Raw genomic sequence first — 13,496 nt, forward strand, 5'->3', positions numbered from 1 at the left:
AGGAGACCCCATCTGATGAAACTGTACTACATGCCCGGCGCGTGCTCGCTCGCATCCCACATCGTTCTGGAATGGATCGGCAAACCCTATGAAACGCACAAGCTGAGCCGCGACGAGCTCAAGGGCCCGGAGTTCCTGAAGGTCAACCCGCTGGGCGCCGTGCCGGCTCTGTCGCACGATGGCTGGACCGTGACGCAGAACGCCGCCATCCTCGAGTACCTGGCTGAACATGCCCCGGAACTGCAGCTGCTAGGCGACGGCACGCCGCGCTCGCGCGCCGAAGTGCGCCGCTGGCTGGGCTTCATCAACTCCGACATCCACAAGACCTTCTCGATGATCTTCGGCGCGCCCCGTTTCCTGGGCGACGAGGCCGCGCAGAAGGAGCTGGCGGCTTCCGCTTCCGCGCTGCTGAGCAAGCTGTTCGCGCAGCTGGACGGCCAGCTCGCCGGCAAGTCCTACCTGACCGGCGACAAACCCTCCATCGCCGACGCCTACCTGTACGTGGTGCTGCGCTGGGCGCACGGCAAGGAAGTAAACCTGTCGGGCCTGGACAACCTGGCCGCCTTCTTCAAGCGCATGGAAGCCGACAAGGGCGTGCAGGCCGCGCTCAAGGCCGAAGGCCTGTAAGGCTTTCGGGGGCTTGCGCCGACTGACGCAAGCCCTCAGCGGGAAGCGTCCGGCGCCTCCGCCAGATCGGGCGGCGCCCCCTCTTCCAGCGTCTTCTTCACCGCCGCCAGAAAGCGCCGCGCCAGCAAGGGCGGCGCGCTCAGATTCGAATGCGTGGCCCAGATGTCCACGCTGGCCTGCGGCGATATCGGCCGCAACACCATGTGCGCGGCCTGGTCCGGCGTCACGCACCAGGCGTCGACCAGCGCCGGCCCCAAACCCTGCTGCACGAACGAACAGGCAGTCACGGGCGAATGCACCTCGACCGCCGCCGCGCAAACCGGCCCCTCGCCGAAGAAGGGCTTGAGCGCCCGCGCCAGCGGCGTATCGCGCGGATAGCCGATCCAGGCCGCCGTGGAGAAATCCTCCGGCTGTACGACTTCGCGCGCCGCCAGCGGATGGCCGGCAGGCAGCGCGCACAGGATCGGCACCTGCGCCAGGCGCACGGATCGCAGATTGGGATGATCGGGCGGCTGCATGGAAACGCCAATGTCCGCCTGGCCCGACAGGAAATACGCCGCCAGTTCATCAAAGGTCACGCTGCGGTAATCGACCCGCGCGTCCGCGTTGCGGCCGCGGAAACGGTCCAGCGCCATCGGTATCAGGCGCTGGCCGAAACTGGCGCTGGCAACGATCTTCAGCATGCCCGCGCCCGATTGGCCCAGGCTGGCCGCCAGGTCGTTCACGCGTTGGATGCCGCCATAGACCTGCTCGACTTCCGCGTACAGCCGGCGCGCCTCGGCCGTGGGCGACAGCCGGCTCTTCACGCGCTCGAACAGCTTGTAGCCCAGCCGGCTCTCGGTCAACGCCAGTACGCGGCTTACCGCGGGCTGCGACACATGCAGCATGCGCCCCGCGCCGCTGATCGAGCCGGCCATCATGATGGCCCGAAACACCTCGATCTGGCGCAGGTTCAAAGGTCGACCGGCAGTGGGTCCGACCTCGTCCGCGTAGGCATGCTCATCCATTTTTTCCCCTGGCAAATCCGCCCCAAACCGATAACGCCCGATTATAGGTTTTCGACATTTTTCGATGAGGGCGCGCGCCGTCCCGGGGTGTAACCTGCCCGCCTCAACACTAGAAAACCAGGGGAAATCCACCATGCACGGCAAAGTCATCCGCGGCCTTTCCGCATTGGCGCTCGGCACCGTCCTATCGGCAACTGCGACCGCCGGCGGTTATCCCGACAAGCCCATCACCTTCGTGGTGCCGTCCGCCGCAGGCGGCTCGCCCGACGTGCTGTCGCGCCTGATCACGACCCAGCTGGCGCGCGACACCGGCGCCACCGTCGTGGTCGAAAACCGCCCCGGCGCCGCCGGCAACATCGGTATCGCCCTGGTCAAGCGCGCCGCGCCCGACGGCTACACGGTCGGCTACGGCAACATCAACACGCTGGCAGTCAACCGTTCGCTGTTCAAGCGCCTGCCGTATGACGTGGACGCGGACCTGACGCCCGTGGCGCATCTGTTCGATCTGTACAACGCGCTGATCGTGCCGGCCGACTCCCCGGTCAAGAGCGTACAGGACCTGATCGACCGCGCCCGCAAGGAACCCGGCCGCCTGTCCTACGGCGCCTCGGGCGTGGGCACCACCGGCCACATGGGCGGAGAACTGTTCAAGAGCATGGCCAAGATCAACGTCATGTTCATCCCCTACAACGGCGGTCCCGCCGCCATCCAGGACTTGCTGGGCGGCCGCCTCGACTACCTGTTCGTCAACACCTCGGAAGCCACCCCGCTGGTCAAGAGCGGCAAGGTCCGCGCCATCGGCGTGAGCAGCCTGAAGCGCCTGGCGCTGATGCCCGACGTGCCCACCCTGGACGAAGCCGGCCTGAAGGGCTACGAGACCGTCGCCTGGGGCGGCGTGGTCGCACCCAAGGGCACGCCGCCGGAAGTGGTGGCCACCCTGAACGCCGCCATCCAGAAGGCGCTGCAGGCGCCTGACGTGCGCACCGGCCTGGCCACGCTGGGCGCCGAACCGGCCAGCGGCTCGCCCGCCGACTTCAAGCAGCTGATCGACCGCGAAACCGCCAAGTGGCAACAGATCATCGACGGCGCCGGCATCGAGAAACTCGATTGAACATGAGCACGCGCATGCTGCAAGCAGACTTCATCGTGGCAGGCGCCACGCTCATCGACGGCAGCGGCGGGCCCGCCCGCCTGGGCGACCTGGCGGTGCTGGACGGACGCATCGCGGCGCTGGGCGAGTTCGCCCATCCCGCCGGCGTCCCCGTCATCGACGCCAGCGGCCTGACGCTGACGCCCGGCTTCATCGATTCGCACACCCACGACGACGGCTACCTGCTGGCGCACCCAGACATGTTGCCCAAGGTCTCGCAGGGCATCACCACCGTGGTCACCGGCAATTGCGGCATCAGCCTGGCCCCGCTGACCGGCGCCGCGATCCCGCAACCACTGGATCTGCTGGGTCCGGCCGAGCTGTTCCGTTTCGGCACCTTCCGCGCATGGCTGGACGCGCTGCGCGCCACGCCCGCCGCCGTCAACGTCGCGCCCCTGGTCGGCCACACCACGCTGCGCGTGGCCGTCATGGAAGACACCTCGCGCGCCGCCGACCCGGACGAGCGCGCCACCATGCGCGAATTGCTGCAAGAAGCGCTGGACGCGGGCGCCTTCGGCGTTTCCACCGGCACCTTCTACCCGCCCGCCAGCGCCGCGCCCACCGACGAAATCATCGACGTCTGCGCGCCGCTGCGCGGCCGTCCCGGCGTGTACGCCACCCATCTGCGCGACGAGGCCGACGACATCGTCCCGGCCATGGAAGAAGCGCTGCTGATCGGTCGCGAACTCGATTGCCGCGTGGTGTTCTCGCACCACAAGCTGGCCGGCGAACGCAACCACGGCCGCAGCCGCGAAACGCTGGACCTGATCAGCCGCGCCGCCGCCACCCAGGCAGTGTGCCTGGATTGCCATCCCTACCCAGCCACGTCCACCATGCTGCGGTTGGACCGGGCGCGGCTGGCCAGCCGCACCATGATCACCTGGTCCAAGGGCTACCCCGAGGCCACCGGCCGCGACTTCGGCGAGGTCATGGCCGAACTGGGCCTGGACGACGAGGCCGCCATCGCCCGCCTGGCGCCGGCCGGCGCCATCTACTTCCTGATGGATCCGGCCGACGTCGGCCGCATCTTCTCGCATCCGCTGACCATGGTGGGTTCCGACGGCCTGCCGTTCGACCCGCATCCGCATCCACGCCAATGGGGCACTTTCACCCACGTGCTGCGCGCCATGGTGCGCGAACAAGGCCTGCTGACACTGGAAGCCGCCATCCACAAAATGACCGGCCTCGCCGCGGACCAATACGGCATCGCGCAGCGCGGACTGCTGCGCGAGGGGTATCATGCTGACCTGGTGCTGTTCGATCCCGCCACGGTGACAGATGTGGCCACTTTTTCAGCTCCCATTCAGGCAAGCCAGGGCATCCAAGCGGTGTGGGTCAACGGCAAGCAGGTCTGGGACGGGGAACGAACCGGCGCCGAACGCCCGGGCCAGGTTTTGACGCCCGGGTTGGCATTACCTCGGAGTGAATAACGTGAACAACTATTCCCAGGGTTGTTACCTGGGTGTATTGGGCGGCATGGGCCCCATGGCCGGCGCGGCCTTTGCCCTGCGCCTGGCGGCACTGACGCCCGCCGCGATCGACCAGCAGCACATCCCCACGCTGCTGCGCAACGACCCCCGCATTCCCGACCGTTCCAGCGCCTACATGGCCGGCGGCGAGAATCCCCTGCCCTACATGCAGGAAGGCGTGCGCTTCCTGCAGGACGCCGGCGCGCGGCTCATCGCCATTCCCTGCAACACGGCCCACCTCTGGTACGACCAGATCGCCGCCTCCACCGGCGTGCCGGTGCTGCACATCATCCAGGCCGTCATCGACGACCTGCGCCGCCTGGGCCTGCCTTCCGGCCGCATCGGCCTGATGGGTACCGCCGCCACCTTGAAGCTGGGCCTCTACCAGCGACATCTGGAAGCGCAAGGCTACCAATGCATCGTGCCGGACGACGATGAAGTCGAGCGCTACTGCATGGGTTCGATCCGCGCGGTCAAGGCCAACCGCCTGGAAGACGCCTATGCCCCGGCCGCCGAATGCATCGCCCGCCTCAAGGCGCGCGGCGCGGATGCCGTGGTGCTGGGCTGCACCGAACTGCCGCTGGCCGTGCCGCACGCGCTGCGCCCCAGCCTGGGCGTGACGCTGACGGATTCCATCGACGCGTTGGCGCGGGCAGCGATCGCGCACTACCAGGCCGAGGAACTGGCGGCGGCTTGAACCGCCTGCCGGCCGCGAAGCGAAAAAAAAGCGCATCTTGCGATGCGCCCCAATTTCCCTTCGCGGGGAATTGCCATCAACCGCCCAGATACGCCTTGCGCACCTGATCGTTGACAAGCAGGTTGGCGCCGGTGTCCTGCAGCACGACCCGGCCGTTTTCCAGCACGTAGCCGCGGTCGGCCACGCCCAGCGCCTTGTTGGCGTTCTGCTCGACCAGGAACACGGTCACGCCCTGTTCGCGGATCTCGCGGATGATGTCGAAGATCTGGGCAATCACCAGCGGGGCCAGGCCCAGCGTCGGTTCGTCCAGCAGCAACAGGCGCGGACGCGTCATCAGCGCGCGGCCGATGGCCAGCATCTGCTGCTCGCCACCCGACATCAGGCCGGCGCGCTGGCTGGCGCGCTCCTTCAAGCGCGGGAACAGCCCATAAACGTGGTCGATGCCCGCCTGGATCTCGTCGCGCTTGGCGAAGAAACCGCCCATCATCAGGTTCTCGGCCACGGTCAGGTCCTTGAAGACCCGCCGCCCTTCCGGCGAAATGGCGATGCCACTGCGCATGATGTGGTGCGTGTCCTTGTGGGTGATGTCCTCGCCCTCGAACGTGATCTTGCCTTCCTTCGCGCGGGGGTTGCCGCAGACCGTCATCAACAGCGTCGTCTTGCCCGCGCCGTTGGCGCCGATCAGCGTGACGATCTCGCCCTTGTTGACTTCTACCGACACCCCGTTCAGCGCCTGGATGGCGCCGTAGTAGGTATGAATGTTGTCCAGCTTAAGCATTATTCCTCCCCCAGGTACGCCTTGATGACGCGCTCGTCGTTGCGCACCTGCTCGGGGGTGCCGGTAGTGATGGGCTTGCCGTGCTCCATGACCAGGATGCGGTCCGAGATGCCCATGATCAGGCTCATGTCGTGCTCGATCAGCAGCACCGCGACGCCGAACTCGCGCCGCAGCTGGTCGATCAGCGACTGCAGATCGCGTTTTTCCTGAGGGTTCAGGCCCGCGGCCGGTTCGTCCAGCATCAGGAGGCGCGGCTTGGTGATCATGCAGCGCGCGATCTCAAGGCGGCGCTGGTGGCCGTAGGCCAGGTTGCCCGCCTCGCGGTTGGCGAACTCGCGCAAGCCCATGAAATCCAGCCATTGCGCCGCGCGCGCCAGCGCATCGGTCTCGGACTGGCGATAGGACTTGAGCTTGAGCAGGCCCGGCAAGAGCCGAGATTCCACCTGGGTATGCTGCGCCACCAGCAGGTTTTCCAGCACGGTCAGCTGCTTGAACAGGCGCACGTTCTGGAAGGTGCGCACCAGCCCATGGCGCGCCACCTTATGGCTGGGCAGGCCGGTGATGGCCTTGCCGTCCATGGTGATGTCGCCCGCGGTCGGCGCATAGAAGCCGCCCACGCAGTTGAACACGGTGGTCTTGCCGGCCCCGTTGGGGCCGATGATGGCGAACACCTCGTCGGATTTGACTTCGAACGCCACGCTGTCGACGGCCAGCAGGCCGCCGAACCGCATGGTGAGTCCGGAAACTTTCAGCAATGCCTCGCTCATTTAGCCAACTCCACATGGGGACGCTTCATGGGCAACAACCCCTGCGGACGCCACATCATCATCAATACCATCACCAGGCCGAACATCAGCATCCGGTACTCGGCGAATTCGCGCGCGACTTCCGGCAGCACCGTCAGCAGCACGGCCGCCAGGATCACGCCCACCTGCGAACCCATGCCGCCCAGCACCACGATGGCCAGGATCAGCGCGGACTCGATGAAGGTGAAGGACTCCGGGTTCACCATGCCCTGGCGCGCCGCGAAGAACGCGCCGCCAAAACCGGCGAACATGGCGCCCAGCGTGAACGCGGACAGCTTGATGCGCGTGGGGTTCAAGCCCAGCGAACGGCAAGCGATCTCGTCTTCGCGCAGCGCTTCCCATGCGCGCCCGACCGGCATGCGGATCAGCCGGGTCGACACGAACAGCGTGGCCAGCGCCAGCAGCAGCGCCATCAGGTACAGATAGACCACCATGTGCTGGTTCTGGAAGGTCCAGCCCATGAATTCATGGAACGTGGTGCCGCCCTCGGTGCTGGCGCGGCGCGTCATTTCCATGCCGAACACCGTCGGCTTGGGAATGCCCGAAATGCCATCCGGGCCGCCCGTCAACGTGTTCAGGTTGATCAGCAACAGGCGGATCATCTCGCCGAAGCCCAGCGTCACGATCGCCAGGTAGTCGCCGCGCAGCCGCAATACCGGAAAGCCCAGGATGAAGCCAAACAGCGCCGACATGGCGCCCGCGAACGGCAGCGCTTCCCAGAAGCTCCAGCCGCCCCAGTGGTACAGCAAGGCATAGGTGTAGGCGCCCACCGCGTAGAAGCCCACGAAGCCCAGGTCCAGCAGGCCCGCGAAACCCACCACGATGTTCAGGCCCAGGCCCAGCATCACGTAGATCAGCACCAGCGTGGCGATGTCCACCGAGCTGCGCCCGGCGAAGAACGGCCAGATCACCGCGATCGCCAACAGCAGCAGCGCAAGCGGCTTGTGGGTACTGGCCGGCGCGGCCGGCAGTGTGGGCATGCTGGTCTTCAGCTTCTGGAACGGCTTGGCGATCCAGGGGCGCAGCAGCTGGAAGAAGAACACCACCGCGGCGGCAATCGCCACCAGCGACCAGTTCGACTCCATCGTGGTGCGCGCGCCCTGGCGGATCAGCTGCAGGCCGAAGACGGGGGTGACGATGACGGCCGTCAGCACGGCCGCCATCGTGGCGTTTTTCAGATTGTTGTTCGACATCAGACTTTTTCCACCTCAGGTTTGCCCAACAGCCCGGTGGGACGGAACAGCAGGATCAGGATCAGCAGCGAGAACGCCACGATGTCCTTGTACTGCGAGGAGATGTAGGCGGCCGCGAAGGTCTCGGCCAGGCCCAGCAGCACGCCGCCGAGCATGGCGCCCGGGATGCTGCCGATGCCGCCCAGCACTGCCGCAGTAAAGGCCTTGATGCCGGCCAGGAAGCCGATGAAGGGATTGAGCTTGCCGATGGTGATGGCGATCAGCACGCCGCCCACCGCCGCCAGGATCGCGCCCATCACGAAGGTGAACGAGATCACGCGGTTAGTGTCGATGCCCAGCAGGTTCGCCATGTGCATGTCCTGCGAGCAGGCGCGCGAGGCGCGGCCCATGCGGGAATACTTGATGAACAGCGTCAGTCCGATCATCAGCAACACCGTGACCACGATGATCATGATGCGCGAATACGGCACCGTCACGTCGAAGTCGGTGCCCATGTGGAACTGCACGGCGCCCGACACCAGCGATGGCACCGCCATGTCGCGCGCGCCCTGGCCCAGGGCCACCCAGTTCTGCAGGAAGATCGACATGCCGATGGCGGAGATCAGCGCCACCAGGCGGGGGCTGCCGCGCACGGGCCGGTAAGCGACGCGTTCGACGCTGAAACCGTAGATGCCGGTAACGACGATGGCGACGACCAGCATGGCCGCGATGATGAACGGTATCGGCAAACCGCTATTGGTGCCGATGGCCGTCAAGGTGACCAGGCCGACATAGGCGCCGATCATGTAGATTTCGCCGTGAGCGAAGTTGATCATACCGATGATGCCGTAGACCATTGTGTAGCCGATGGCAATCAACGCATAGATCGCGCCCAGAGACAATCCGTTGAAGAATTGCTGGGTAAGTTGGGGTATGAGGTCAGACATTATTTCTCTTGCTCCAAATGGTTCCGGCCCCGGTGGTAAGACCCGGAGCCGGAAACCTGGGCGTATTTTATAAGGGCCTGACATCTGCGCCTGCCGGCCGCACAGCGCTTTTGGCGCATCGCTACGCGGATTACGGCAGAACGAGGACGACAGGCCCTACACGCCGGCGACGTGCCGGCGGATCGCGAGTTTACAGCTGGGTCTTCTTGCCGTCCTTATCCCATTTATAGACGGCGAATTCGAAGTTCTTCAGATCGCCCTTGGCGTCGTACTCGACCTTGCCGATGCCGGTGTTGAACGTCGTCTTGTGCATGTAGTCGGCCACCTTGGCGGGGTCTTCGCCCACCGCGTTGATGCTGTCGGCCAGGATCTGCACGGCGGCGTACGCCGGCATCTGGAAGGCGCCGTCCGGATCGCGCTTGGCGTCCTTGAAGGCCTTCACGATGCTTTCGTTGCCGGGCAGCTTGGTGAAGTCGGCGGGCAGCGTGACCAGCAGGCCGTCGATGGCCGGGCCGGCGATCGCCACCAGATCCTGGTTGGCGGTGCCTTCCGGACCCATGAACTGGACCTTCAGGCCCTGTTCACGCGACTGGCGCAGCAACAGGCCCAGTTCCGGGTGGTAGCCGCCGAAGTAGACCAGGTCCACGCCTGCCGACTTGAGCTTGGTAATGATGGCCGAGTAATCGCTGTCGCCGACGTTGATGCCTTCGAACATGGCGACGTTCACGCCTTCCTTGGCCAGGGAATCCTTGACCTGGGTGGCCACGCCCGAACCGTAGGTCTGCTTGTCGTGCAGCACGGCGACCTTCTTGGGCTTCAAGGTCTTGGCGATGTAGCTGGCGGCGTACGGGCCTTGCTGGTCGTCGCGGCCGATGGTGCGGAAGAAGAAGTGCGGCTTGATCGTGTCGGTGACCAGCGGCGAGGTCGCGCCCGGGGTGATGCCGACGATACCCTCTTCCTCGTAGACCTTCACGGCAGCCACGGTCACGCCCGAGCAGGCATGGGCCACGGCGAACTTGGCGCCGGAGTTGACCACGCGGTTGGCGGCCGGCACGGCCTGCTTCGGTTCGCAGCCGTCGTCGATCAGGATGGGTTCGAGCTTCTTGCCCTTGACGCCGCCCTTGGCGTTGATGGTCTCGATCGCGGTCAATGCGCCGGCCTGGATCTGGTCGCCGTATTGCGTATTGGGGCCGGTCATGGGCTGGGGAATGCCGATCTTGATCGTGTCGGCGGCGTGCGCGGCGCCAGCCAAGGCAAGTGCCCCAAGCGCCATGGCTACCGGGGTAAGGCGATTCAGAAACTTCATGCGGAGTTCTCCAGCGAGGTTTTGAGCGGCTCTGTCCGACGCGGTTTATCGGTTGGGTAATCCGTTAATCCTCGTCGCCCGTCGCCGGCTTCTTGGGCAAAAACACGGTGTGGGCGGTATTCTGGAAGCAAGCCGCCATACTGTCACTGCGTGTAATCCCCAATATTTTGGCCAGCGCCTTTAATCGTGACGGATAGCGGCGGCAAGCCCATGAAATCGCTGGAGAATCTGCAATCGAACCTTATTTAATATGTGGCGCGGCCCAAGAATTTGTGCTCGAGGATAAATATCCGCGTGGATTAATACGCCGTTTAAAGACGCATTTAAATACAGTGCTTACGCAAGCCTTACGAATAATAATTAACGCGCGTAGTAATTCACCGCTTTGAAGGGCGGAGGCGGGCCAAAATATCTGCCCGCCCCTGCCTCTTGCTTAGGCATTGGCCGGCTTTGCCAGATTCCACATCAGCGCGCGGAACGGCGCCAGCATGCTGATATTGACGGCAAGCTTGATCGCCAGGTCGCCCATCATCCAGGTCATCCACGGCGCGCCGGTGGCGGCGAAGGCGACGCTGAAGAACACGGCGGTATCCAGGATGGCGCCCAGCACGCCCGATACCAGCGGCGCGCGCCACCAGCGCTGGTCGCGCAAGCGGTCGAACACCTGGATGTCGACCAGCTGGGCGCAGATATAGGCCAGCCCCGAGGCCAGCGCGATGCGCGGCGACGCCACCCATACCGACACCACCAAGGCGGCGGCGAAGCCGAACCAGACCACCCGGCGCGCGGCCGCCGGACCGAACCGGCGGTTCAGCACGTCGGTCACCAGGAAAGCCACCGGATAGGACAGCCCGCCCCAGGTCAGCCAATCATTCAGCGGCACCTGGACCAGGATGTTCGAGCCGACCACCACCACCAGCATGCACAGCACGGCGATGGCGAACTGCGGCCTGCTCATGAGAGCGTAGCGCCGCGCAGCAGCGCTGCCGTCCGTGGCCGTCATTTCCCGAATTCCTCCGCCAGCTCGCGCGAGCGTTGCGCGGCAGCGGCCATGGCGTCTTCGACGATCCCGGCAAAGCCCGCCGCGCCGAAGGCATTGAGCGCCGCGGCCGTAGTGCCGCCCTTGGAAGTGACGCGTTCGCGCAGCGTGGCAAGCGGCTCGGAGGATTCGGCCGCCAGGCGCGTGGCGCCGGCCAGCGTGCCCAGCGCCAGCTGCTTGGCCTGCTCGGCCGTCAGGCCGACCTTCTGGCCGCCCGCGACCAGCGCTTCCAGGAACAGGAAGACATAGGCCGGGCCGCTGCCCGACAGGGCCGTCACGCCGTCGAGCGCGGCGTCATCCGCGACCCAGACGACTTCGCCCACGGTGGACAACAGCTGCGCCGCCAGATCGCGGTCGGCCGCGTCCACCCCGTCCAGCGCCGCCAGGCCGGTGATGCCCGCGCCCACCAGGGCCGGCGTATTGGGCATGCAGCGCACCAGGCGCTTGAACGGCGCGTCGGGCGTGCCCAGCCAGCCAGCCAGCGTGTCGGCGCGGATGCCGGCCGCCACGCTTACCACCAAAGTGTCTTCGCGCAGCCATTGACGCGTGGAAGCCACAACGTCTTTCATGTTCTGTGGCTTGACTGCGAACACCCACACGCGGCATGCCGCCAGGGCCTCGCCGGCGGCCGTCGCGGTAGTCATGCCGCGGGCCTGCCAGGCGGCGTGCGCATCCTGGTTTATGTCAATGACATGGATGTTGCCGGCGGCGCATACTTTGCCGGCCAGCCCGGAGGCCAGGGCGGCAGCCATATTGCCGCCGCCGATGAACGCAATCGAAAGTTCGTTTTTCATAGGAGACGATTGTAAACGTGAGTTCTCGTTGGGAAAAAAAAGAAAAATGTTCGTTCGCGCCTGAAACGCGCAATTTGACAGGCGTTTAGAGTGATGTGAAAGTCACGGTTTTGTCACAAACAATTCATAAGGTGTCGTGTTTTCCGCGTCCGGACAACCCGGCCGCGTCACGCCCAACTGGAGGAACCTCTCTATGCGATCCCACCGTATTGCACTAACCTTTGCCGCCATCATGACGGCTTTCGCAGGCGCCTCCGCGCATGCCGCCACCGAGATCCAATTCTGGCACTCGATGGAAGGCGCGCTGGGCGACCGCGTGAACGGCCTGGTCGACGAATTCAACAAAAAGAACCCCGACTACCAAGTCAAGGCAGTCTACAAGGGCAACTACGGTGAATCCATGAATGCCGGCATCGCCGCGTTCCGCGCCGGCAATGCCCCCGACATCCTCCAGGTGTTCGAAGTCGGCACCGCCACCATGATGTACGCCAAGGGCGCCATCAAGCCGGTGCAGCAGATGTCCGAGGAAGTCGGTAACCCGATCGACCCCAAGGAATTCATCGGCGCCGTGGCTGGCTACTACTCGTCGGCCGACGGCAAGCTGGTGTCGATGCCCTTCAACAGCTCGACCGTGGTGTTCTACTACAACAAGGACGCCTTCAAGAAGGCCGGCCTGGACGCCGACAAGCCGCCCAAGACCTGGGAAGAGCTGGCCGCTGCCGGCCAGAAGCTGAAGGCAGCCGGCCAGGAATGCGGCTACACCACCTCCTGGCCGTCGTGGGTCCAGCTGGAAACGTTCTCGGCCTGGCATAACGTGCCCTACGCCACCAAGGACAACGGTTTCGGCGGCCTGGATGCGCGCATCGCCATCAACACCCCGCTGCACGTGCGCCATCTGGACAACCTGGCCAAGCTGGGCAAGGAAGGCATCTTCATGTACGGCGGCCGCGGCGACGAGCCGAACTCGCTGTTCATCAGCGGCAAGTGCGCCATGATCACCGGCTCGTCCGGCCTGCGCGCCAACATCGCCAAGAACGCCAAGTTCGAATTCGGCACCTCGACCCTGCCCTACTACGCCGACGTGCAAGGCGCGCCGCAGAACACCATCATCGGCGGCGCTTCGCTGTGGGTCTTCGCCAACAAGAAGCCGGAAACCTACAAGGGCGTGACCGCGTTCTTCAAGTTCCTGGCCAGCCCGGAAATCGCCGCCCGCTGGCACCAGCAGACCGGCTACGTGCCTGTCACCAAGGCCGCCTACGAGCTGACCAAGAAGGACGGCTTCTACGACAAGAACCCGGGCACCGAAGTCGGCGTCAAGCAGCTGAACGTCGAAACCACCGCGCAATCGCGCGGCCTGCGCCTGGGCTTCCTGCCGCAGATCCGTGAAATCGAAGACGCTGAAATCGAGCGCATCGTTTCGGGCAAGGTCAGCGCCAAGGACGGCGCCGAAAGCATCGTCAAGCGCGGCAACGAACTGCTGGAAAAGTTCGAGAAGAGTGTAAAGTAACGCCCTTCTGAAATGCCGGCCAAGTCCTGTCAATCGGTATTTTCCATGCCGTAACAAGGACTTGGGCGCTTCGGCAGCACGCAGTACAAGGCTTAAGGCCCGGCATTTTCAGGGCTTTAAGCCTCTCGTATTTTACGAAGGCGGTTTCAGGCGGCGGTTACTCCAACCGCCGCTTTTCTGTACCTTGGGTTCCCCCT

At 65.1% G+C, this 13,496-nt stretch carries 13 protein-coding genes; 5 read left to right on the forward strand and 8 right to left on the reverse strand.

Annotated elements, in window-relative coordinates:
• Window positions 1-15: 15 nt before the first annotated feature.
• Window positions 16-627, forward strand: coding sequence for a glutathione S-transferase family protein (locus IPU70_RS03695; protein ID WP_207465051.1), 612 nt, complete (start codon window positions 16-18; stop codon window positions 625-627).
• Window positions 628-662: 35 nt separating this feature from the next.
• Here the strand turns inward: IPU70_RS03695 and IPU70_RS03700 are convergent, their stop codons facing one another.
• Window positions 663-1,634: a LysR family transcriptional regulator gene (locus IPU70_RS03700; RefSeq protein WP_207465053.1), complete on the reverse strand. Its 972-nt coding sequence runs from the start codon at window positions 1,632-1,634 to the stop codon at window positions 663-665.
• 133 nt (window positions 1,635-1,767) lie between these two features.
• Between IPU70_RS03700 and IPU70_RS03705 the strand changes: the two genes are divergently transcribed.
• From IPU70_RS03705 to IPU70_RS03715, 3 genes are read left to right on the forward strand one after another with little or no spacing between them, the layout of a single operon-like run.
• Window positions 1,768-2,745: a tripartite tricarboxylate transporter substrate binding protein gene (locus IPU70_RS03705; protein WP_207465055.1), complete on the forward strand. Its 978-nt coding sequence runs from the start codon at window positions 1,768-1,770 to the stop codon at window positions 2,743-2,745.
• Between the two features lie 2 nt (window positions 2,746-2,747).
• A complete protein-coding gene (locus tag IPU70_RS03710) occupies window positions 2,748-4,214 on the forward strand; it encodes an amidohydrolase family protein (RefSeq protein WP_207465057.1) in 1,467 nt (488 codons plus the stop codon).
• A 1-nt stretch (window position 4,215) separates the two neighbouring features.
• Window positions 4,216-4,950, forward strand: a complete 735-nt coding sequence (locus IPU70_RS03715) for an amino acid racemase (protein WP_207465059.1) — start codon at window positions 4,216-4,218, stop codon at window positions 4,948-4,950.
• A gap of 76 nt (window positions 4,951-5,026) precedes the next feature.
• Here IPU70_RS03715 and IPU70_RS03720 read toward each other — a convergent pair whose 3' ends face one another.
• The 7 genes from IPU70_RS03720 to proC form a co-directional block, all read right to left on the reverse strand.
• Complete coding sequence (locus IPU70_RS03720; RefSeq protein ID WP_207465060.1) at window positions 5,027-5,728, reverse strand: ABC transporter ATP-binding protein; 702 nt, start codon at window positions 5,726-5,728, stop codon at window positions 5,027-5,029.
• Entirely contained in the window at window positions 5,728-6,495 is a 768-nt protein-coding gene (gene livG, locus IPU70_RS03725; protein WP_013393946.1) for a high-affinity branched-chain amino acid ABC transporter ATP-binding protein LivG, read from the reverse strand. The genes IPU70_RS03720 and livG overlap by 1 nt, the downstream gene beginning before the upstream one ends.
• Window positions 6,492-7,727 carry a high-affinity branched-chain amino acid ABC transporter permease LivM gene (locus IPU70_RS03730; protein WP_013393947.1) on the reverse strand — a complete coding sequence of 412 codons (1,236 nt, stop codon included), beginning with the start codon at window positions 7,725-7,727 and terminating at the stop codon, window positions 6,492-6,494. Before IPU70_RS03730 ends, livG begins: the two co-directional genes overlap by 4 nt.
• Window positions 7,727-8,653 carry a high-affinity branched-chain amino acid ABC transporter permease LivH gene (livH, locus tag IPU70_RS03735; RefSeq protein WP_207465062.1) on the reverse strand — a complete coding sequence of 309 codons (927 nt, stop codon included), beginning with the start codon at window positions 8,651-8,653 and terminating at the stop codon, window positions 7,727-7,729. The genes IPU70_RS03730 and livH overlap by 1 nt, the downstream gene beginning before the upstream one ends.
• A 190-nt stretch (window positions 8,654-8,843) precedes the next feature.
• Complete coding sequence (locus IPU70_RS03740) at window positions 8,844-9,959, reverse strand: high-affinity branched-chain amino acid ABC transporter substrate-binding protein (protein WP_013393949.1); 1,116 nt, start codon at window positions 9,957-9,959, stop codon at window positions 8,844-8,846.
• 433 nt (window positions 9,960-10,392) lie between these two features.
• On the reverse strand, window positions 10,393-10,962 hold the full coding sequence (locus IPU70_RS03745; RefSeq protein ID WP_013393950.1) for a queuosine precursor transporter: 570 nt from the start codon (window positions 10,960-10,962) through the stop codon (window positions 10,393-10,395).
• Window positions 10,959-11,792, reverse strand: coding sequence for a pyrroline-5-carboxylate reductase (proC, locus tag IPU70_RS03750; protein ID WP_207465064.1), 834 nt, complete (start codon window positions 11,790-11,792; stop codon window positions 10,959-10,961). The genes IPU70_RS03745 and proC overlap by 4 nt, the downstream gene beginning before the upstream one ends.
• A 193-nt stretch (window positions 11,793-11,985) precedes the next feature.
• Between proC and ugpB the strand changes: the two genes are divergently transcribed.
• Window positions 11,986-13,299, forward strand: a complete 1,314-nt coding sequence (gene ugpB, locus IPU70_RS03755; RefSeq protein ID WP_013393952.1) for a sn-glycerol-3-phosphate ABC transporter substrate-binding protein UgpB — start codon at window positions 11,986-11,988, stop codon at window positions 13,297-13,299.
• The last annotated feature ends 197 nt before the right edge of the window (window positions 13,300-13,496 follow it).

Origin of the sequence: Achromobacter sp. SD115 (assembly GCF_017355315.1) — a bacterium.
GTDB classification, from domain to species: domain Bacteria; phylum Pseudomonadota; class Gammaproteobacteria; order Burkholderiales; family Burkholderiaceae_B; genus Achromobacter; species Achromobacter xylosoxidans_B.